This is a genomic window from Alcanivorax sp. DP30 (assembly GCF_009882945.1).
Taxonomy (GTDB): domain Bacteria; phylum Pseudomonadota; class Gammaproteobacteria; order Pseudomonadales; family Alcanivoracaceae; genus Alcanivorax.
The window spans coordinates 604,394-625,659 of the sequence record NZ_WTUY01000002.1; the positions used below are offsets into that span (position 1 = coordinate 604,394).

16 protein-coding genes are annotated in these 21,266 nt (G+C 57.5%); all 16 read right to left on the reverse strand.

Annotation, left to right across the window (positions count from 1 at the left end; all coding sequences use genetic code 11):
- Positions 1-14 precede the first annotated feature (14 nt).
- On the reverse strand, positions 15-863 hold the full coding sequence (gene kdsA, locus GQF00_RS03390; RefSeq protein WP_161317726.1) for a 3-deoxy-8-phosphooctulonate synthase: 849 nt from the start codon (positions 861-863) through the stop codon (positions 15-17).
- 24 nt (positions 864-887) lie between these two features.
- On the reverse strand, positions 888-2,516 hold the full coding sequence (locus GQF00_RS03395) for a CTP synthase (protein WP_161317727.1): 1,629 nt from the start codon (positions 2,514-2,516) through the stop codon (positions 888-890).
- A gap of 343 nt (positions 2,517-2,859) precedes the next feature.
- The gene (locus GQF00_RS03400; RefSeq protein WP_161317728.1) at positions 2,860-4,770 is read right to left on the reverse strand and encodes an ATP-dependent DNA helicase RecQ; all 1,911 of its coding nucleotides are present in this window, start codon (positions 4,768-4,770) and stop codon (positions 2,860-2,862) included.
- A 184-nt stretch (positions 4,771-4,954) separates the two neighbouring features.
- On the reverse strand, positions 4,955-6,247 hold the full coding sequence (tilS, locus tag GQF00_RS03405; RefSeq protein ID WP_161317729.1) for a tRNA lysidine(34) synthetase TilS: 1,293 nt from the start codon (positions 6,245-6,247) through the stop codon (positions 4,955-4,957).
- A 2-nt stretch (positions 6,248-6,249) separates the two neighbouring features.
- Entirely contained in the window at positions 6,250-7,221 is a 972-nt protein-coding gene (locus tag GQF00_RS03410; RefSeq protein ID WP_161317730.1) for an acetyl-CoA carboxylase carboxyltransferase subunit alpha, read from the reverse strand.
- A gap of 220 nt (positions 7,222-7,441) precedes the next feature.
- Positions 7,442-10,960, reverse strand: a complete 3,519-nt coding sequence (dnaE, locus tag GQF00_RS03415) for a DNA polymerase III subunit alpha (protein ID WP_161317731.1) — start codon at positions 10,958-10,960, stop codon at positions 7,442-7,444.
- Positions 10,957-11,601, reverse strand: coding sequence for a ribonuclease HII (gene rnhB, locus GQF00_RS03420; protein ID WP_202560327.1), 645 nt, complete (start codon positions 11,599-11,601; stop codon positions 10,957-10,959). Before rnhB ends, dnaE begins: the two co-directional genes overlap by 4 nt.
- A gap of 1 nt (position 11,602) precedes the next feature.
- Positions 11,603-12,754 carry a lipid-A-disaccharide synthase gene (gene lpxB / locus GQF00_RS03425; protein WP_161317732.1) on the reverse strand — a complete coding sequence of 384 codons (1,152 nt, stop codon included), beginning with the start codon at positions 12,752-12,754 and terminating at the stop codon, positions 11,603-11,605.
- A 1-nt stretch (position 12,755) separates the two neighbouring features.
- Positions 12,756-13,523 (reverse strand): acyl-ACP--UDP-N-acetylglucosamine O-acyltransferase, encoded by a 768-nt coding sequence (gene lpxA / locus GQF00_RS03430; protein WP_161317733.1) that lies wholly within the window; start codon positions 13,521-13,523, stop codon positions 12,756-12,758.
- A gap of 90 nt (positions 13,524-13,613) precedes the next feature.
- Positions 13,614-14,051, reverse strand: coding sequence for a 3-hydroxyacyl-ACP dehydratase FabZ (gene fabZ, locus GQF00_RS03435; RefSeq protein WP_202560328.1), 438 nt, complete (start codon positions 14,049-14,051; stop codon positions 13,614-13,616).
- Positions 14,052-14,089: 38 nt separating this feature from the next.
- Positions 14,090-15,100, reverse strand: a complete 1,011-nt coding sequence (gene lpxD / locus GQF00_RS03440; RefSeq protein WP_161317734.1) for a UDP-3-O-(3-hydroxymyristoyl)glucosamine N-acyltransferase — start codon at positions 15,098-15,100, stop codon at positions 14,090-14,092.
- Positions 15,100-15,600 (reverse strand): OmpH family outer membrane protein, encoded by a 501-nt coding sequence (locus GQF00_RS03445; RefSeq protein ID WP_161317735.1) that lies wholly within the window; start codon positions 15,598-15,600, stop codon positions 15,100-15,102. Before GQF00_RS03445 ends, lpxD begins: the two co-directional genes overlap by 1 nt.
- A 10-nt stretch (positions 15,601-15,610) precedes the next feature.
- Positions 15,611-17,974 (reverse strand): outer membrane protein assembly factor BamA, encoded by a 2,364-nt coding sequence (gene bamA / locus GQF00_RS03450; protein ID WP_161317736.1) that lies wholly within the window; start codon positions 17,972-17,974, stop codon positions 15,611-15,613.
- Complete coding sequence (rseP, locus tag GQF00_RS03455) at positions 17,971-19,278, reverse strand: RIP metalloprotease RseP (protein WP_161317737.1); 1,308 nt, start codon at positions 19,276-19,278, stop codon at positions 17,971-17,973. Before rseP ends, bamA begins: the two co-directional genes overlap by 4 nt.
- Positions 19,272-20,444, reverse strand: a complete 1,173-nt coding sequence (ispC, locus tag GQF00_RS03460) for a 1-deoxy-D-xylulose-5-phosphate reductoisomerase (protein ID WP_161317738.1) — start codon at positions 20,442-20,444, stop codon at positions 19,272-19,274. Before ispC ends, rseP begins: the two co-directional genes overlap by 7 nt.
- Positions 20,441-21,265 carry a phosphatidate cytidylyltransferase gene (locus tag GQF00_RS03465; RefSeq protein WP_161317739.1) on the reverse strand — a complete coding sequence of 275 codons (825 nt, stop codon included), beginning with the start codon at positions 21,263-21,265 and terminating at the stop codon, positions 20,441-20,443. The genes ispC and GQF00_RS03465 overlap by 4 nt, the downstream gene beginning before the upstream one ends.
- Between the last annotated feature and the right edge of the window lies 1 nt (position 21,266).

The following is a 21,266-nucleotide window of genomic DNA, read 5'->3' on the forward strand; positions in this document are numbered from 1 at the left end:
CAATCTCTCTTCAATCAGTTGTTTTCAAAGGCAGGCAGTGCCTTGACGGTATTATCCAGGGTTTGCATCTGGGCAAGGAATGGCTCAAGACGGTCCAGGCGCAGGGCGCAGGGGCCATCGCATTTGGCATTGTCCGGGTCAGGATGGGCTTCCAGGAACAACCCGGCAATGCCCTGACTGATCCCTGCGCGGCCCAGTTCGGCCACCTGGGCACGGCGGCCATCGGCGCTATCGGCACGACCACCCGGCTTCTGCAGCGCATGGGTAACGTCGAAGAACACCGGATAGTTGAATTTTTTCATGATCCCAAAGCCGAGCATGTCGACCACCAGGTTGTTGTAACCGAAGCTGGAGCCCCGCTCACACAGAATCAACTGGTCATTTCCGGCATCTTCACACTTGTGCAGGATATGCCCCATTTCATGGGGTGCCAGAAACTGGGGTTTCTTGATATTGATGATGGCACTGGTCTTCGCCATGGCCACCACCAGGTCCGTCTGCCGGGCCAGGAAAGCCGGTAGCTGGATGATATCGCAGACTTCCGCCACCGGTGCCGCCTGATAGGGTTCGTGCACATCAGTGATTACCGGGCAGTTAAAGGTCTTCTTTACTTCCTCGAAGATCTTCAGGCCTTCTTCCATACCCGGCCCCCGGTAGGAGTTCAGGGAGGAGCGATTGGCCTTGTCAAAACTGGCCTTGAACACCCAGGGGATGTTCAGCTTGCTGGTCACCTCGGCATACGCCTCGGCAACCTGCATGGCCATATCACGGGATTCCAGCACGTTCATGCCGCCAAACAGCGCCATGGGCTTGTCGTTACCGAATTCCTGTTCGCCTAGGCGAATAATCTTCTGCTCAGTCACTGAACACTGCTCCTTGTGTACGGCTTATTGAGCCGCCTTGTGAGACAGGGCTGCCGCTACATACCCTTTGAACAGCCCATGGCCGTCGCGGGGGGTGGAGGTAAACTCCGGGTGGAACTGACAAGCCACAAACCACGGGTGGTCCGCCACTTCGATCACTTCTACCAGCTCGCCATCCACAGAGCGGCCTACAATCTTCAGACCCGCGGCTTCAAGAGCCGGCAGATAATTGTTGTTCACTTCGTAGCGATGGCGATGACGCTCGATGATACGGGTAGCGCCGTAGCAATCCGCCGCACGACTGCCTGCTTCCAGCACGCACTCCTGACCACCCAAACGCATGGTGCCACCCAGATCGGAATCTGCAGAACGCTGTTCCTTGTGGCCATCTTCGGTGGTCCACTCGGTAATCAAACCCACCACAGGATCCGGAGTATCCGGTTTCAATTCGGAAGAATGGGCTTTTTCGATACCCGCCACATCACGGGCGTACTCGATCACCGCCAGCTGCATACCCAGGCAGATCCCCAGGTAAGGCACCTTGTTCTCACGGGCATAGCGAATGGCTGCGATCTTGCCTTCGGTACCGCGATCACCAAAGCCACCCGGCACCAGAATGGCATCCAGGTTCTCCAACACGCCAGTGCCATCACGCTCGATATCTTCCGCGTCCAGGTAAAGAATATTGACCTTGGCGCGGTTACTGATACCGGCATGAATAAGAGCTTCGTTCAAAGACTTGTAGGCATCCACCAGCTCGATGTACTTGCCCACCATGCCAACGGTGACTTCGCCTTCCGGATTGAGCTGGGCTTCCACCACGCGGTCCCATTCACTCAGATCAGGTTCCGGCAGATCGAGCCCGAACTTTTCGACCACAATGGCATCCAGGCCTTGCTCGTGCATACCACGGGGCACCTGGTAAATGGTTTTGCAGTCTGGTGAAGAAATTACCGCACGGGCTTCCACATTAGTGAACAAGGCGATTTTTTCACGGGCACTCTGTGGAATTGGATCATCCGCACGACACACCAGGACATCCGGCTGCAAGCCAATGGAGCGCAACTCCTTCACGGAGTGCTGGGTGGGCTTGGTCTTGATTTCACCAGCTGTGGCGATATAGGGGACCAGAGTAAGATGCACCAACAGGGAGCGACTGGAACCCAGCTCCACACGCATTTGCCGGGCCGCTTCCAGGAACGGCAGGGATTCGATATCACCAGCGGTACCACCAATTTCGACGATGGCGACATCCGCATCGCCCGCCCCTTCGCGGATCTTGAGCTTGATTTCGTCAGTGATGTGCGGGATCACCTGCACCGTAGCGCCCAGATATTCGCCACGGCGCTCCTTGTCCAGCACGTCCTGATAGACACGGCCGGTGGTGAAGCTGTTGCGACGATTGAGCCGAGTGCGAATAAAGCGCTCGTAATGGCCAAGATCCAGATCGGTTTCGGCGCCATCTTCGGTCACGAACACCTCACCGTGCTGGTAGGGACTCATGGTGCCGGGATCCACATTGATGTAGGGATCCATTTTGATCAGGGTAACCTTGAGGCCGCGTGCTTCCAGCAAGGTAGCCAGAGAGGCAGAGGTAATCCCCTTACCAAGGGAAGACACCACACCGCCAGTGACAAAGATGAAACGTGACATGCACTCACCAGATTGCTTGGGATCGACAGGTAACGCCTCCGGTGAGGGCTGGCAATACCGCAGATTCCCTAATGGGTTAGTAGCGCACCATCAAGTGTGAACCGGCCCCAATAAAAAAAACACCCTGCTCGTGGCATCACGGGCAAGGGTTGCTCTTGGATCGGGTTGGCCAGCTACGCAAGTGATGGATGAACACCTGAAATTTCAGGGGCTTGCGCTACATCAGGACGGGAGAAAATGTTAACAGAACCGGCGGCCCGCCTCAATCGGCAATCGCCCTGTCAGGTGAATAATTTCCCGTTCCGTTTTCCGTCTAGGCGGGGCAACCGGCAAGCAGCCGAAATCAGGACTGGCTCTCGCCGCAACCGGCCAGGACTTCTGAAAACGGGGTATCCACCATTGCTGCAAAGGCCGGATGCCTGCCAAGACGGGCGCGGCTGGCTTTGGGACTGGTAATACCACACAGGAAACGGGCCAACTGGCGGGGCGTCGCCAACGCGTCATGCTGTTCGTTGCGCACCTTGCCAATGACTGCCAGATCAACCTCATTGTATTGACGTTGAGGCATCGCCACGGTTTGGCCACGGCAGGCACTGCACTGTCCGCAGGGCTCTGACAGGGTTTCCCCAAAATACTCCACCAGGGCCTGCTGATAACAACCGCTACGTTGCGCCCAGCCCGCCACCTGCTGAAGCCGCTCGATGTCTCGCTGCTCGCGCAGCTGAAACTGAGACTGCAATCGCTCAATCAATGCCTGACTGGACGTTGGCGGATTCACCATCCTGAACCCCTGTCGCACGCCAGCCACCCTCAACTCCACCATCCCTTGCTGCTCGAGATAATTGAGCGCGTTGAGAACCCTTATCCGCTCTACCTGTAGCTCCCGGGCAGCAGCTATCGGCTTGAGTGTCAGCCAGGTTCGGCCCTTTTTACCGGTGGCAAACAGTGCCTGCAAAAACTCGGCCCGGCTGGCATCGAACCGGGCCAACACCTCATCCTGTGGAGTAATGAAACCCAACTTGTATTCGGTATAGAACGGCGCAGTGGCTCGCACCACCCCTTCGAGCTCCAGGTAGGTCAGCAGAGTATTGATGACAAGAGGCCGCACATCGAACTGGCCAGACAGTTCGTGTACGGACAGGTCAAACTGTTCGGGCTGACTCAACAGCCAATGCACCAATCCTGCCAGCGCCTCCGGATCCGGGGTATCGCCATAGCTGAAATTTTCCAGCACGGTGAGATCATCCAGACTGGCCAGCAGTACACAGCGAGATGGTTTGCCATCCCGCCCTGCCCGACCAATCTCCTGCATATAGTTCTCCAGCGACTTGGGCAGGTTGTAATGATAAATGGCACGGATATCGGACTTGTCGATGCCCATCCCGAAAGCAATGGTGGCAACCACAATGTCCACCTTGCCGGTCATGAAGTCTTCCTGTGCCTGGTGCCGTGCCTCGTCTTTCAGGCCCGCATGGTAAGCCCGTGCCGAAAGCCCCTTGCGCTTCAGATATGCGGCCACCTGTTCTGCCGTTTTCTGCAGGGTGACGTATACGATTGATGCCCCATCGGGCCCCGATGACAACGCCTGAAACAGCTGCTCATCCCGCCTTGCCGGCACAACAGGCGCCACGGTGAGCGCCAGATTCGGGCGAAAGAAGCCCGTCTGAACATGGTCAGTGGCCGCGATGGCAAAGCTGTCACGTATCTGCCCGGCCACCTGGGGCGTCGCGGTGGCCGTCAGGGCCAGTACTCTGCCCACTTTCAGTTCCCCGGCGAGCCGGGCCAACTTGAGGTAATCCGGGCGAAAGTTGTGCCCCCATTCCGAAACACAATGGGCCTCATCCACTGCCATCATGCTGATGCGCAACCGTTTTAACCTTGCCAAAAACCGTTCGTTGGCAAGCCGCTCCGGTGCCACATAAAGCAACTTGATGGTGCCTTCGTCAAGCCCGCGATAGATGTGCTTGAGCGCTTCCGCATCGACACTGGAATCCAGTCGCGCAGCAGGAATGTTCAGCCTGTTAAGCTGATCCACCTGGTCCTTCATCAAGGCAATCAGTGGCGACACAACCAGGGTAAGACCCTCCAGCATCAGCGCGGGCAGCTGATAACACAGACTTTTACCGCCCCCGGTGGGGAACACCGCCAGCGCAGAACGTCCAGCCAGCAGCGTTTCTATTACCTGTTGCTGACCGGGCCGGAAGGACTGAAGTTTGAAGCTGTTCTGCAAGTGCTGCTGCATGGATGCTGTCATTGGAAATTCTCTCTTTGGGCAAATTCATGGCACAAAGCCCATTACTGACCCTTTGATCAGTGTCTATCAAGAAACAGAGTGTGGCAGAACAGCAAGAGCAACACGAGGAGCCGCCAGCGTATTTTGCTGTCAGTCCAGGCTTACATGCGAGGCTTGATGAAAAAACCCGGGCTCAGGAATTCGCTCAGGCGCTGTCAGGCACCAGGAACCATTGTTCGCTGGCTGTCACTAGCTCGCCATCAGCCAGCCCCAGCAACGGCACGGACACCAGGATATTTTCCCGGTAAAGCAGAGGCCACTGCTTACGTTGCCAGGGCGGCACGCCAGCGGCTCGCCACAGCTCCTTGACTTGCTGGTGCATGCCGTTGCGTTCAATCCGGCAGGCGCCCTTTAGGACATTGAGAGTGAGATCACCCGGTGGCCGCAGCACAGGCACGGCAGCCTCCGTGGCCTGACGACTCCAGCGCCAGGCTGGCAGCAGAGGGGGTGGTCCTCCCTCTCGCCAAAGCGCAGGCCCGGCCCAAGGCTGGAACCCCTGCCGCTCCGACAAATACAGAGACCCGCGATACAGTCGAGTCGCCCAGTTGCCCCACTCTACCCGGGCCTGACTGTCATCGGCGGCCCACTGTACCGCAAGCAACTCCGCCAGCACGGCCTGGCTAGGGGCTGTAGCACCATTGTGCTGCAACCACCAACGCACCAGATTGCGCTGCCTGGACGCGGACAAGGTCTGCAGATTCTGAACCGGAAGCACCCGGCCAGACACGCCCAGACTGGCAGCATCGCTAATGGCAATCTCCTCCAGCAATCCCGTCGCTTCGGACATGTGATCAGCGGCACGGGCCAGAGTCGCGTCCGCACCCGGCCAGGTTTGACGCAGCAACGGCATGACACGATGCCGTAGCAAGTTGCGACGCAGGCTTTCATCCATATTGCTGGGATCATCTCGCCAGGCAACCCGCTCTGCGTCCGCCCACGTTGCCAGCGTCTCACGGTCCAGAGACAACATGGGGCGCCAGACAGTTATCCCCTCACGCCGGGTGAAGGGACGCATGGCAGACAGTCCCTGTACGCCGGCCCCTCTCAGCAATCGCAATAACAGCGTTTCCGCTTGATCCGAGCGGTGATGGGCAGTGATCAGCGTAGCCCCCTGGTTGGCAGCCAGGGGCAACAACACGCCATAGCGGGCATCTCGGGCGCCAGCTTCCAGCCCTTGCGTGGCGTTTACATTGACCTGTTGGAGAATGAAGGGAATGTCATACTGCTCGGCCAACGTCTGGCAGAACCGGGACCAGTGCGGACTGTCAGCCTGGAGTTGATGATCCACATGGACCACAGACAGACGGGGACCGAGACCCGCCCGGACCAGGAGATGCAACAGCAGGGAGGAATCGAGCCCGCCGCTAAGCGCCAGCAGCAAAGGCCCGTCAGGCGCCTGTTCTGCCAGTTCGCGGCAAAACCCGGCCGGATCACTCATGGTTACTCGTCAGCGGTCTCGGCGGTAAAGTTGCCGTAGCTCATCAGGCGCTCGTAGCGACGCTCTACCAACGCGTCGATCTCCATATCCTTGAGAGTTGCCAGCTGCTTCACGAAGGACTTGCGGATGGAATCCGCAGCCATGTCGTAATCACGGTGCGCGCCACCCAGGGGCTCCTTGATCACCTGATCCACAATACCCAGCTCATGCAGGCGACCCGCCGTCAGCCCCATGGCCTCAGCGGCATCCGGCGCCTTGTCAGCACTACGCCATAGAATGGATGCACAACCTTCAGGGGAAATTACCGAATAGGTTGAAAACTCCAGCATTTGCAGATGATCACACACACCGATGGCCAGTGCGCCGCCAGAACCGCCCTCGCCAATCACTGTGGCAATGATCGGTGTCTTGAGCTGAGACATCACGCGCAGGTTGCGGGCAATGGCTTCCGACTGACCACGTTCTTCTGCGTCGATACCCGGAAACGCACCCGGGGTGTCGATGAACGTCAGGATCGGCATATTGAAACGCTCGGCCATTTCCATCAGGCGCAGCGCCTTGCGATAGCCTTCCGGCTTGGGCATGCCAAAATTGCGGCGCACCTTTTCCTTCACCTCACGGCCTTTCTGATGACCGATCACCATGACCGGCTGATCATCCAGGCGGGTGACACCACCCACGATGGCCGGATCATCGGCAAAGGCCCGATCTCCATGCAGTTCATCAAAGTCCGCAAAGATGCGCTTGATGTAATCGAGCATGTAGGGACGCTTGGGGTGCCGGGACAATTGGGAAATCTGCCAGGAAGACAGGTTCTTGAAGATCGACTCGGTCAGGCTGATGCTTTTTTCCTGCAGCTTGCCAACCTCTTCAGAAATGTTGACTTCGCTGCCACTGCCCACCAACCGCAATTCCTCGATCTTCGCTTCCAGGTCTGCGATAGGTTGTTCAAATTCGAGGAAGTTCGGGTTCATATCTGAGCCTGCGTCTTGAAATTGTCTTGGTGTAAGCCCATTCCCGAGCCTACACCTTGTTTATGCCGCCCAAGTGTAGCGGGAACCGCACAAAAAGGTCGAGACATGCTTCCCCTGTGAAGGTTGCAAACTGTTTCAGCGGGAGACGCCAAATGCAACATGCTTCAGGCGACACGCGGAGGTCTTGCGGGAGCCTTTCGACCTTTCCCGTGCTGCGGACCTAGTACTCCACCCGCACCGCATCATCACCGAACTGTACCCGCAGCTCTTCCACCAGGGAGTCATGGGGGCTGACCTTCCACTCATCACCCAGCCAGAAGCTGGCCGCCGCCACCTGATGATCCAGATCCAGCAGAACTGGTGTACTGCCGCCCTGATAGGGAGACAGAGTCTGCTGCAGTCGATCTGGCAGGGAGTCATGTACGGATGCGGTCAGTCGCAGGCGACGAGCAAAGGTTTCCCGGGCCTGACGCATATCCATGATTTCATCAGCAATCAGATTGAAGCCACCGGTGTATTCGTCATTTCGCACCCCGCCCTTGAAGATCAGCAAGGCATCTTTCTGAACCAATTCACCGAATTCGGCGAAGGTCTTGCCGAACACGGAGACTTCCACTCGACCGGTCTTGTCATCCAGGGTCACGAATGCCATCCGTTCGCCGCTTCGCTTGCTGCGAGTAATCCGCAGTGCCACAACCAGACCGGCCACCATGGCCGCCTCACCTTTGGCCGTGGGCTGAAGCGCGTTAAGACGGGAAGAGACAAACTGGCGCACTTCGCCTTCGTACTGATCAATGGGGTGACCGGTAAGGAAAAGCCCGAGGGTGTCACGCTCACCGTTCAGGCGAGTGTCATCATTCCAGTTGCGCGCACGCTTCCATTCCACCGCCGTGGCCGGGGACTCATCCACGGCACCGAACATGTCCATGATGCCTGCGGCTTCATTGCGGGCATCCTGGTCGGCGGCAGCAATGGCGTCCGGCAAGGTGGCCAGAATGGAGGCGCGATCATGGAAGCTTTCGCTTTCCGATTCCGGGGTAGGGCCCAGCTTGTCCAGCACCCCGGCGCGAACCATGGCCTCAAGGGAGCGACGATTGATTTTTTTCAGGTCGATACGACGACAGAAATCAAACAGGTCCCTGAAATCACCCTTGCCATCATCGCGGGCGGCCACGATGGCATCGATGGGCCCTTCGCCCAATCCCTTGATGGCACCCAGACCATAGACGATGTCCCCTTCCGGGTTCACCGTGAAGCGGTAACCACAGGAATTCACATCCGGCGGCAGCACCTTCAGGCCCATGGTCTTGCACTCATCAATGAAGGTCACCACCTTGTCGGTGTTCTGCATATCCGCAGAGATGGTGGCGGCCATGAATTCTGCGGGGTAATGAACCTTCAGCCAGGCGGTCTGGTAGGCCACCAGCGCATAAGCCGCGGAGTGGGATTTGTTGAAGCCGTAGCCGGCGAATTTTTCCACCAGATCGAAGATCTTCATGGCCAGATCCGGATCGACACCCTGCCCCTTGGCACCTTCCTCGAAAATCGCCCGTTGCTTGGCCATTTCTTCCGGTTTCTTTTTACCCATGGCCCGGCGCAGCATATCCGCGCCGCCCAGCGTATAGCCGGCCAGCACCTGGGCAATCTGCATCACCTGCTCCTGATACAGGATGACCCCGTAGGACGGCGACAGAATCGGCTCAAGCCATTCGTGCTGGTACTGGGGATCAGGGAAAGCCAGCGGCTCGCGACCATGTTTCCGGTTGACGAAGTTGTCCACCATGCCCGATTCCAGCGGCCCCGGGCGGTACAGAGCCACGAGAGCGATGATGTCACCAAAAACGTCCGGCTTGAGCTTCTTGATCAGCTCCTTCATGCCCTGACTTTCCAGCTGGAAGACGGCAGTGGTGTCACCACGCTTGAGGAGATCGAAACTGGCCTTGTCATCCAGCGGGATGTGGTCGATCACCAGGTTATCCTGCCCTTCCCGGTGACGCTTCACGTTGGCCGCTTTCACAGCCCAGTCGATGATGGTCAGCGTTTTCAGGCCGAGGAAGTCAAACTTCACCAGTCCGGCCGCCTCCACATCATCCTTGTCGTACTGTGTCACCAGGTTGGTGCCATCTTCTTCGCAATACAGCGGCGCAAAGTCGGTGAGCTTGCCGGGCGCGATGACTACCCCACCGGCGTGCTTGCCCACGTTACGGGTAAGCCCCTCAAGCTTGAGAGCCATTTCCCAGATTTCGTTGGCTGACTCCCGGTCAGAGTTTTCATCACTTTGCAAAAACTCGCGCAGGGTTTCTTCCTGCTCGAAAGCCTTCTCCAGGGTCATACCCGGAGTGGGTGGAATCATTTTCGAAAGCCGATCGGCCAGGCCATAGGGCTTGCCCTGCACCCGTGCCACATCCCGCACCACCGCCTTGGCGGCCATGGTTCCGAAGGTGATGATCTGGCTTACTGCCTGGCGGCCGTACTTGTCGGCCACATAGTTGATCACCTGATCCCGCTTCTCCATGCAGAAATCCACATCGAAGTCAGGCATGGATACCCGTTCCGGGTTAAGGAAACGTTCGAACAGCAGGTCATAGCCGATGGGATCGAGATCGGTAATCTTGAGTGCATAGGCTACCAGCGAACCAGCACCGGAGCCCCGGCCCGGGCCCACCGGCACTTCGTTGTCCTTGCCCCACTGAATAAAGTCAGCAACGATCAGGAAGTAACCCGGGAACCCCATCTGGTTGATGATATCCAGCTCGAATTTGAGACGATCATCGTATTCCTTGCGCTTCTCGGCGTATGCGGGATCGTTTTCATCCAGCAGCACCTTTAGACGATCTTCCAGCCCTTCCCTGGAGACTTGCTCAAAGTATTGATTGATCGTCATCCCTTCCGGGATCGGGAAATCCGGCAGAAAGTTTTCACCCAGACGGATATCCAGGGTGCAGCGGCGCGCAATCTCGACGGTATTTTCCAGCGCTTCCGGCAGGTCGGAAAACAGCGCCACCATCTCCTCTTCCGACTTCAGATATTGCTGTTCCGAATACTTCTTGGGCCGACGGGGGTCTTCCAGCGTATTACCATCATGAATACAGACCCGGGCTTCATGGGCCTCGAAATCTTCACGACGAATAAACCGCACATCATTGGTGGCCACCACCGGCAAGCCCAGCTGCTCGGCCAACGCCACTGAGGCATGCAGGCAGTCTTCATCGCCAGGGCGTGAGGTGCGCTGTACCTCCAGATAAAAACGGTCGCCATAAATGGAAGCCAGCCAGGCGGCCTGTTCAGCCGCCAGCTCATTCTTCTCTGCCAGCAATAACTGTCCAATTTCACCATGGCTGGCCGCCGACAGGACAATCAGGCCTTCATTGAGCTCTGCCAGCCATTCCGGCTTCACCAGCGCCAGCCCGCGGTCCTGGTTGGTTTGCCAGGCGCGACTGATCAACAGGGTAAGATTCTGGTAACCCGCTTCATTCTGAACCAGAAAGGACAGCCGCGCCGGTTCTTCAAGATGGGTGGACTGCACCCACAGGTCCGCGCCCATGATCGGCTTTACCCCTGCCCCCATGGCCGCCTTGTAGAACTTGATCATGGCGAACAGGTTGGAGTCATCTGTTACCGCCACGGCGGGCATGGCATTCGCGGCACAGCTCTTAATCAGTTCCTTGACCCGCACCACCCCGTCAGACAGGGAGAAATCGGTATGCAGACGCAGATGGACAAAACGCGGTTGGCTCAAAACAACTTACCTTGTGCTATTGCGGCGGAAACCGGGCCAAAGGAGCGACGATGCTCGGCCAGGGCGCCATGTTCATTCAATGCCGCCAGGTGGACCTTGGTAGGATAGCCCTTGTGACGATCGAAGCCATACTGGGGATACTGCTCATGAAGTAGCTGCATTTCCCGGTCACGGGACACCTTGGCCAGAATCGATGCGGCCGAGATTGCAGGCACCCGCCCATCACCCTTCACCACTGCCTCTGCAGGACACGGCAGTGACGGCACCCGGTTACCGTCTACCAGGACAGCATGGGCGTCAAGGGAAAGTGCCTGTACCGCACGCTGCATGGCCAGCATGGTGGCATGGAGAATATTCAGCTGGTCGATTTCGTGGGGTTCCGCCCTGCCGAGCGCCCAGCACAAAGCCTTCGACTTGATCTCATCTTCCAGCTGCAAGCGCTTCTTTTCACTCAGCTTTTTGGAGTCCGCCAGCCCGGGAATCGGCTGTGCCGGATCGAGAATCACGGCCGCGGTAACAACCGCCCCAACTAACGGGCCACGCCCTACTTCATCCACACCGGCCACACGCATACCCGCAGACCAGGTAAAGCGGGAGGGTACAAAGGGATCGTCCAGTGCGTACTCGGAAAACGGATCCATCTCAGCGCTCCAGCAACTGACTGACAGCCTCGGCAGCTTTTTCGCTGGCACCGCCACGTAACTGCTCATGCACGGCCTGGAATCGAGACACCAGAGCTTGCGCCTGATCCGGGTTGTCCAGCCAGCGAGTCACTTCCGACACGATGGCATCACAGGTCAGATCGTTCTGGATCAGCTCGGGCACCATGGCCTCCCGGCATAGCAGATTGGGCAATGAGACAAATTCACTTTTCACTAACCGGCTGGCAATGGCGTAGGTAACCTTGCCCACCCGGTAACCCACCACCATGGGCTTGGCTACCAGCAGGCCCTCCAGGGTGGCCGTGCCTGACGCCATCAGAATCACATCAGCGGCGGACATCACCGTGCGGCTCTCGCCATCCACAACCGTGACGGGCAAATCCGGGGCCTGTTGCAGCAAAGTCTCAATCTGCTCCCGTCTGGCGGTATTGGCCGCCGGGATCACAAAACGCAGCGCCGGGCGTTTTGCATTGAGGGCAACCATGGCCTCAAGAAACACCGGCATCAGCTGCGCCACTTCTCCACCCCGGCTACCAGGCAATACCGCGACCAGGGTGTCGTCGTTGCCAAGGCCAAGAGCGCCACGCGCAGCTGAGGTATCGGTGTTCAGAGGCACCCTGTCCGCCAGCGGATGCCCCACAAAGGCCACCGGCACCTGATGCTCTTCATAAAAACGGGCTTCGAAGGGCAACAGGCACAACATCAGGTCAATGCTTTTCTTGATGCCTTTGATGCGGCCCTGACGCCAGGCCCAGACTGATGGACTCACATAGTGCACGGTCTTCAGGCCGCGGTCATGGAGGCGCCGGGCAATGGGAAGCGTGAAATCCGGGGAATCAATGCCGATAACCACATCCGGCTGATGATCCAGCAGAAAGCGGATCAGTTGCTTGCGTAAACGTAGCAATTCGGGGAGATGGGAAAGCACCTCGGTGATACCCATCACCGACAGTTTCTCCATGGGAAACAGGCTATCCAGACCCGCTGCCGCCATCTCGCTGCCCCCGACGCCAATAAATCGTGCGCGGGGATAGCGGGATTGCAGGGATTTCATCAGGCCCGCGCCCAGGATGTCGCCGGACGCTTCACCGGCGATCAGGGCAATCAGCGGAGCGTCCTTGCGAAACTCCATGTTAGCGTGTGATGCCGCGCTCGGATGTCTTGAGGGAGTCGATCAGGATCTGCAGTTCGTCACCGGCAGGCATGGACTCCAGCTCCCCCAGGGCCTGCTCAAGCGTGAGCCCCTGGCGATAGATCACCTTGTAGGCGTTGCGAAGGGTGGCAATCACCTCTTTGGACCAGCCACGGCGTTTCATGCCTTCGAAGTTCATGCTGCGTGCCTGCGCCGGGTTACCGGACACCATCACATAAGCAGGAATGTCCTTGAGGACCAGGGAACAGCCGGAGGTCATGGAGTATGAGCCAATCTTGCAGAACTGGTGTACACCTGTCATGCCGCCAAGAATCACACCATTACCCACATGGGCATGGCCAGCTACGGAGGCATTGTTGGCAAGGATACAATCATCGCCAATCATGCAATCGTGAGCGATATGAACGTAAGCCATCAACAAGTTACGGCTTCCGATGCGGGTCAGGGAATTATCCTGGATTGTGCCGCGATGAATGGTCACCGATTCACGGATGACATTGTCGTCACCAATTTCCAGCCGGGTAGGTTCACCCTTGTACTTCTTGTCCTGGCACTCTTCGCCCACGGACGCGAACTGGAAAATGCGATTGTTCTTGCCAATGGTTGTCGGTCCGTTGACAACCACATGGGGACCAATCACGGTGCCGGCACCGATTTTTACATCAGGGCCGATGATGGAATACGGGCCGACCTGCACGTCCTCTGCAAGCTCCGCGGCCGGATCAATAATGGCGGTCGGATGAATCATGGTGTTATCACTTGTTCTTGATGTAAGTGTGCCAAGTATACGTCAGTACGCGACTCGATCCGACCGTTAGTTTGCCGGTTGGAGGAGCTCTCAGCTCTTGTGTTCGGCAACCAGCATTTCAGTGCTGGCAACAATCCTGCCGTCTACCTTGGCCTGACAAACAAACTTGAGAATATTGCGTTTGGTGGTGACATGCTCGGCGAACAAATGCAGGGTATCGCCAGGCAGAACCTGACGCTTGAAGCGAGTCTTGTCGGTGCCCACCAGCAGATAGTTGAAGCCATCTGCCGGCTTCTTGTTCTCGGTCACAAAGCCGAGGATACCGGCAGCCTGGGCCATGGCCTCGATGATCAGCACACCCGGCATGATCGGTTCGTGGGGGAAATGGCCATTGAAAAAAGGCTCATTGATCGTCACGTTCTTGATGGCTTCTACGCGCTTGCCAGGTTCAAGATCCAGCACACGGTCAACCAGCAAAAAAGGGTAACGGTGGGGCAGGTACTCCCTGACCTCAAGGATATCCATCATCTTGTGTTCCACACAGGCAGGGCCGCAGATTGCGGCCGTTAATCACTCAAACGTTCCAGTTTGCGTACGCGGCGGGCGAGTTCATCCAGCTTGCGGAAGCGGGCTACATTCTTCCGATAGCGGGTCTGTTCATCCGCGGGCAAGGCAGAACCATAGGTTCCAGGCTTGGTGATGGAGCTGGACACCAGGGTCATCCCCAGGACCTGCACCTTGTCACATATCTCAATGTGACCCGATACCCCGACGGCACCGCCCAGCAAGCAATAGGAGCCAATTTTGGAAGAACCGGCAATGCCGACCTTACCCGCAAGCGCGGTATGGTCGCCAATGATCACGTTATGAGCGACCTGAATCTGGTTATCCAGAATCGCGCCATTCCCAATGATGGTATCGTCGATTGCACCCCGATCGATCGTTGTCCCTGCGCCGATTTCAACATCTGCGCCGATCCTGACACCGCCCACCTGATGCACCTTGGTCCACCCTGCCCCATTAAAGGCAAAGCCAAACCCGTCGGCACCGAGCACACTGTTGGCGTGTATGATAGTGCGCGGACCTATAGTGACACCATGGTAAATTGTAACATTTGGCCAGATACGGCACTGATCACCGATGATTGAGCCTGCACCAATCACCGTATTTGCCATGATCACCGCACCATCGCCGATCTGCGCGCCAGCATCGATCACCGCATTTGGGCCAATACTGGCTGTAGCCGAAACTGTTGCGGCGTCATCCACCACAGCAGAGGGATGAATCCCTGGCTGGGCCTGCGGAGCCACCTCGAAAAGCGCACTGGCTTTTGCAAACGCCAGATACGGATCCTTGACGATCAGGGCAGCCACCGGACAGAACTCACGCTGATCATCCTGCAGCAGCACCACCGCGGCGCGAGTCTGCTCAAGATAACTACGATAGCGCGGGTTCGCCAGAAAGGTCATCTGGGTACCAGTAGCCGACTGTATCGTACCCATCCCGTCTACCGGCTGTTCGGCATCGCCAACCAGCTCGGCATCAAGGATTCGGGCAAGTTCTCCGAGCGTATGCATTACTTCATCTTGTTCAGTTGCTGACTGACGGCCTCGGTTACGTCCACGGCGTTGTCACCCACGTAAACGGCAGCCTGGGCATTGATCACCAGATCCAGCTTCTTGTCCTTCGCGACTTGTTCGATAGCCTGCTGGAACTTGGGGCCCATCTCTTCCATCACTTCACGCTCGGTGGCCTGGGCACGACCTTGCAGTTTGCGCTGCAGGCTCTTGATTTCGATCATCTTCTGCTGGCCTTTGGTGCTCATCTCTTCCTGCTGCTCAGGAGACAAGGTCATGGCCTCTTTCTGCATCTTGGCCTGCAGCTCCTGAACTTCCATGCCCAGCTTGTTGAGCTTCTCTTCGTCCGGCGCCAGCTCTTTCTCAAGAGCGGACATCTTGGATTTCACCGCAGTGGTTTCCTGGAGCGCCTGGAGCGGGTACACGATACCAATACTGGTTTCGGCCAGCGCAAGGGCAGGAAGTAGCAGCGCAACGGCGAGTAGGCATTTTTTCATCATTATTAAACTCCTAGAAAGTCTGTCCCAAAGAAAATTGAAATACTTCTGTATCGTCACCTGGCTGGTCATTCAGTGCCTTGGCCAGGTTGAAACTGAGAGGACCAATGGCGGTCAACCAGCTCAGGCCGATACCGGCTGATGTACGGATATCCTGCGGCTCAAAGTCTGCAAAAATATCATCACGCTCGGTTTCGAAGACATTCCCTGCATCAACAAACAGGAAGGTCCTTACACTTCTGGATTCCGGCGCAAACGGGGTCGGGAAAATCAGTTCCAGACTGGCCTCAGTCAACAAGTTACCCCCGATTGGGTCCGGATCCGGGTCGACGGTTCCGTTCAGGAAAAACGCCAACCCCTCTGAACGCGGCCCCAGGGAGCGAGACTCATAGCCCCGGACAGAACCGATACCACCGGAATAGTAGTTCTCAAAGAACGGCAGCACTTCATCGTCGCCATAGCCGTCGCCGTAGGCCACATCACTACGCATTCGCAACGTCCACCGCTGACTGATCGGGAAATACTTCTGCCCGGTCCAGTTGGCCCGGTAAAAGCCATAATCAGAACCCGGCACCGCCACTTCCAGACCCAGAGTGCTGGACCAGCCACGATCCGGGAAGATACCCCGGTTCAATGTGCTGGTAGACAGCGAGGCATTGAATTTGTACTCGTTGAACTCAGTGCCTTCCTTGATCAGGAAGTTGGCGATATCCACCGCCACGAAATCCCCGGTGGTAATATCGGTACGCTCATAGGTGCCGCCAAAGCTCAGTCGGGAATATTCAGAAATCGGATAGCCAAAGGTGACTGACCCCCCGAGTCGATCCGCCGCATAGGACGCCACCGAGGTCTCATCGTAATCAATCTCGGAGAAGAACAGGCTGAAGCCACGACTCACGCCATCCAGGGTGTAGTAAGGGTTGTAATGCGAGAAGCTGTACGAATCCCGGATATCGGAACGGCTAAGGGCGAAAGACACACGATTGCCACTACCTCTCCAGTTGTTTTGGGTCACATTGGCGCCAAAGATGAAGCCGGATGCATCTGAGAAACCCACGTTGGCACCAATGGAACCTGACGGCTGCTCTTCCACGCTGTATTCCACATCCACCAGATCATCAGTGTTGGGGACTCGAGGGGTGTCAGCCTGGACGACGCTGAAATACCCGAGGCGCTGCAAACGCTGCCGTGAAAGGTCTACCAGAGACGTATTGGCCGGTGCATTTTCAAATTGACGCAGCTCACGCCGTACCACCTCATCAGAGGTCTTGGCATTTCCGGAAAAGTTGATGCGGCGGACATAAACCTTGCGACCAGGCTCCACATAAAAGGTCACATCAACGGTATTGTTTTCGTCGTCGGCGTTGTGATCCTGACCACGGACTTCCGCAAAGGTGTAACCCTCATTGCCCAGCCGCCGCTTGATCAGATCATTGGTGTAGGTGACCAGCTGCTGGCTGAATACTTGCCCTTTCTTGACGATGAGCAACGGCTTGAGCTGGTCTTCACCCACCACCAGATCACCAGCCAGTTTTACTTCATTGACAGTGTACTGCTCACCTTCCACCACGTTGACCGTGATAAAGACACTGCGCCGATCCGGCGTAACGGATACCTGGGTGGACTCGATGGAAAAGTTGATATAACCACGGTCCAGATAATAGGAGCGCAGGCGTTCCAGATCGCCACTGAGTTTTTCCCGGGAATATTTGTCATCCCCTTTGATAAACGACCAGAAGCCCGTGGAATGAAGCTCGAAATCCTTCAGCAGTTCTTCATCATTGAACAGCTGGTTACCCACCACGTTGATGTCACGAATACGTGCAGCCTTGCCTTCATAGATATCAATCTTCAGGGCAACCCGGTTACGCGGCAAAGGAATGGATTCCGTCTTGATACTGGCACCATAGCGGCCCTGACTGACGTACTGACGCTCCAGTTCGCCGGCGATGGATTCCAGAGTGGAACGTTGGAACACTTCGCCTTCAGCAAGCCCGGCCTCCGTCAGCCCCTTGCGAAGGTTCTCTTCATCAATGGACTTGTTACCGGACAGTTCGATGCGGGCAATACTCGGACGCTCGGCCACCACAACCACAAGATCATCGCCATCGCGGCCCAGCTGTACATCCTCGAAATTGCCTGAGGCAAACAGGGTTTGTACCGCACGCACAACGCTGTCACGGGTCACGGTATCACCCGCCTGGATAGGCAACTCGGCATAAACCCGTTCCACAGGCAAACGCTGCAGACCCTCTACGCGAATATCGTGCACCTTGAACGGCAGCATGCCATTGGCACTGGCCAGAGACGCTGTAAACAGGCAAATCGCGACCAGCCAGCCTTTACACAGGCGGCGTGTAGTATCCCCAAATATCATGAAAACTGCTTCACCAAGTCGTTATAGATCGCCAATAACATGAAGCTGACTACCAGAGTCAACCCAACACCCTGAGCGGCCAAAAGAAAACGCTCAGGTAAACTGCGACCGCGAATCATTTCAATGATTCCAAAGAAAATCCAGCCACCATCGAGCATGGGCACCGGAAGAAGATTAATCACACCGAGAGTGATACTGAGATACGCCAGCAGCGCCAGAAAACTCGCCAACCCTACCGAGGCACTTTCTCCGGCAACCTGGGCGATGGTAATGGGCCCACCGAGGTTATCAAGGGACAATTTACCGGTCACCAGTTTGGCCAGGCTGGAAAGAATTACCTCCACCTGTTCCACAAATCGGTCCCCCGCTTCCGGCATGGCGGAAAACAGGGAAAACTCCTGGCGATAAATACCACCAGCAGCCACACCGATCCGACCAAAAGTCTGGCCCTCCCGGGTCATTTCCTCCGGAATCACAGACAGAGTAACCTGCTCGCCATTGCGGATCACCGTCAAGCCTAGCACCTGACCCGCGCTGGACATGATTGTTTCCTGCCACATCGCCCAGTCGTTCACTGGCATGCCGTCCAGGGTCAACACCAGATCACCCGCCTGCAGGCCTGCGCGTTCGGCGGCGCTATCCTCCACTACCTGACCGATAACGACGGCCTGGTTAATGCCCAGCGTCTGCAGAGGCGGGCTCTCGGGATCAGCAGACCAAAGGCCGATATCCAGCTGGCGAACCTGTTCCTCACCACGGGCATCAACCACGGAGACCGCCAGCGGTTCCTCTTCACCAAGGTGGAGGATCATTTCGTTGTAGAACGGCCGCCAGCCTTCCAGCGCCACATCGCCCACCGCCTGAATCTGGTCACCAGGGCGGAAGCCCGCCTGCTCGGCAGCCGTTTCCGGCGCAACCGGGCCAATTACCGCACGCATGCCTGACTGGCCATAGCTCGCCAGCAGCGTCCAGTAAATGAGAAGTGCGAGAATAAAATTGAAAACCGGACCGGCCGCGTAGGTAATGACGCGCTGCCAGGCGGGTTTTGATGAAAATTCGCCGGGATGCCCTTCTGCCGTTTCATCCTCACGGGCATCCAGCGGCTTGACATAGCCGCCCAGCGGGACCGCACTAATGGTCCAGAGAGTCCCTTTCTTGTCCGTGAAGTTGAGCAGCTTGGGGCCGAAACCCACTGAGAACGTCAGCACACGAACGCCAAAGGCCCGCATGGCCAGGAAGTGACCCCACTCATGGAAGGCCACAATAATGACGATGGTGACGACAAAAGCCAGAACCGTCAGCATCCGCGCTCCTTGATCAGACGGCAGGCCAGATTCCGCGCCTGCCGGTCAATATCCATGACGGCATCCACATCCACGCATTGAGGCGCGTGCTGCTTAGCCAGTGTTTGTTCCACAACCGCCGGAATGCCCATGAAATCCAGCTTCCCGGCAAGGAATGCGGCCACCGCCTCTTCATTGGCGGCGTTGAGCACTGCTGTTGCAGTCCCCCCGGTTTCCATGGCGGCGCGAGCCAGTGCCAAACAGGGAAACCGTGACGTATCAGGACGCTCGAAATTCAGCCCCGCCAGCTGGGAAAAATCCAGGCGCTGCGCGCCCGATTCTACCCGCTCCGGCCAGGAAAGGCCGCAGGCGATAGGGGTGCGCATGTCCGGTGTCCCCATTTGCGCCAGCACCGAGCCGTCCCGGTAGGCCACCATGGAATGCACCACACTCTGCGGATGCACCACCACATCAATCTGGCTGGGAGCCACATCAAACAGCCAGCAGGCCTCGATGAATTCCAGGCCCTTGTTCATCAGGGTGGCAGAATCCACGGAAATCTTTGGTCCCATATCCCAGTTCGGATGTTTAACCGCCTGGGCCGGCGTCACCTGTTCCAGCTGAGCAGAAGTGAACTCCCGGAATGGACCACCGGATGCCGTCAACAGCAACTGTTCTACCCCGGCATTGACGCCTTCCGGGGGCAAGCACTGGAAAATGGCGTTGTGCTCTGAATCCAGCGGCAACAAGGTTGCGCCACTTTCATGGACCGCATCCATGAACAGGGCACCGGTTACCACCAGAGCTTCCTTGTTGGCCAGCAAAACACGTTTGGCCGCCTTTACCGCTGCCAGAGTGGGCCGTACACCTGCCGCCCCCACAATGGCCGCCACAACGGTATCAGCCTGTTCGTGAGCGGCCAGAAAAGACAGGGCGTCATGCCCTGCCAGCACCTCTGTTTCCGACCCGGCAGCGCGCAGATGGTTCCACAGTTTCTCTGCGGCCTGCTCGTCAGTCAGGGCCGCAAAGCGTGCCCCCGTGGCCAGGCACTGCTCAGCCAGCCGCTCCCAGCGGGAGCTGGCCGTAAGGGCAAAAATTTCATAACGATCCGGGTGGCGGGCAACCACATCCAGCGTCTGCTGGCCAATGCTTCCCGTTGCGCCCAGCACCGTGATCCGCTGTGTCACAGGCTGCCTCCCGGCAGACCAAACCAGTTGAAGCCGGCCAGAGCAATAGGCATGGCCGCAGTGACACTGTCGATTCTGTCCAGCATGCCGCCATGCCCCGGCAAAATGGTGCCGCTATCCTTGAAGCCCCGCTGGCGCTTGACCATGCTTTCAAACAGGTCACCCAGGGCCGAAGCCAGTACAGTCATCAGGGCAACCAGCATCAGCGGCACCAGTGTTGCCTGCAGCACACCACTGGCGTAAACCCCCGCCACTACAACAAGAGCTAACAGGACACCACCCACCAGCCCCTCAATGGTCTTTCCTGGGCTGACCAAGGGCGCAAGCTTGTGCTTGCCAAGCGCCCGGCCCGCGAAGTAGGCACCGGTATCCGCTGCCCAAACCCATAGCAGGATAAACAGCAAGGCAAAGGGACCAGCGAGGCCAAGCGCCCCCTGATCCTGCAGCTGCACCACCGCCGCCCAGGATGGAACCAGCAGCAACAGGCCAACCAGGCTCATCAGACCAGTGCGATACCAGACACTCGCATTACCCGGGTAGCCCACCACCAGCACCAGCGCCAGCAGCCACCAGGCAGGAATGGCATTCAGCAACCAGGCCGGCTGGAACAACTCGGCCAGCACCATGACTCCTGCCAGAACAACCGTCCACAGGATTCTGACCGCCTGGGACACCTTTCCCATCATGGCCGCCCATTCCCAACCGGCCAGCACAAAAAAGATGCCGGCAACGATAGCGAAGGGGGTGCGCTCAAGGCCAAACATGGCGCCCAGCACGATCGGCAGCAGCACCAGTGCGGTTATCACCCGCAGTTTAAGCATT

Excerpts from the sequence above, each read along its gene's own strand:
- GQF00_RS03445 (WP_161317735.1), bottom strand. The coding sequence starts at position 15,600 with ATGATGAAAAAATGCCTACTCGCCGTTGCGCTGCTACTTCCTGCCCTT.
- lpxD (WP_161317734.1), bottom strand. The coding sequence starts at position 15,100 with ATGCATACGCTCGGAGAACTTGCCCGAATCCTTGATGCCGAGCTGGTT.
- GQF00_RS03395 (WP_161317727.1), bottom strand. The coding sequence starts at position 2,516 with ATGTCACGTTTCATCTTTGTCACTGGCGGTGTGGTGTCTTCCCTTGGT.
- rseP (WP_161317737.1), bottom strand. The coding sequence starts at position 19,278 with ATGCTGACGGTTCTGGCTTTTGTCGTCACCATCGTCATTATTGTGGCC.
- bamA (WP_161317736.1), bottom strand. The coding sequence starts at position 17,974 with ATGATATTTGGGGATACTACACGCCGCCTGTGTAAAGGCTGGCTGGTC.
- lpxB (WP_161317732.1), bottom strand. The coding sequence starts at position 12,754 with ATGGAGTTTCGCAAGGACGCTCCGCTGATTGCCCTGATCGCCGGTGAA.
- rnhB (WP_202560327.1), bottom strand. The coding sequence starts at position 11,601 with ATGGATCCGTTTTCCGAGTACGCACTGGACGATCCCTTTGTACCCTCC.
- tilS (WP_161317729.1), bottom strand. The coding sequence starts at position 6,247 with ATGAGTGATCCGGCCGGGTTTTGCCGCGAACTGGCAGAACAGGCGCCT.
- lpxA (WP_161317733.1), bottom strand. The coding sequence starts at position 13,523 with ATGATTCATCCGACCGCCATTATTGATCCGGCCGCGGAGCTTGCAGAG.
- fabZ (WP_202560328.1), bottom strand. The coding sequence starts at position 14,051 with ATGATGGATATCCTTGAGGTCAGGGAGTACCTGCCCCACCGTTACCCT.
- GQF00_RS03400 (WP_161317728.1), bottom strand. The coding sequence starts at position 4,770 with ATGACAGCATCCATGCAGCAGCACTTGCAGAACAGCTTCAAACTTCAG.
- GQF00_RS03465 (WP_161317739.1), bottom strand. The coding sequence starts at position 21,265 with ATGCTTAAACTGCGGGTGATAACCGCACTGGTGCTGCTGCCGATCGTG.
- GQF00_RS03410 (WP_161317730.1), bottom strand. The coding sequence starts at position 7,221 with ATGAACCCGAACTTCCTCGAATTTGAACAACCTATCGCAGACCTGGAA.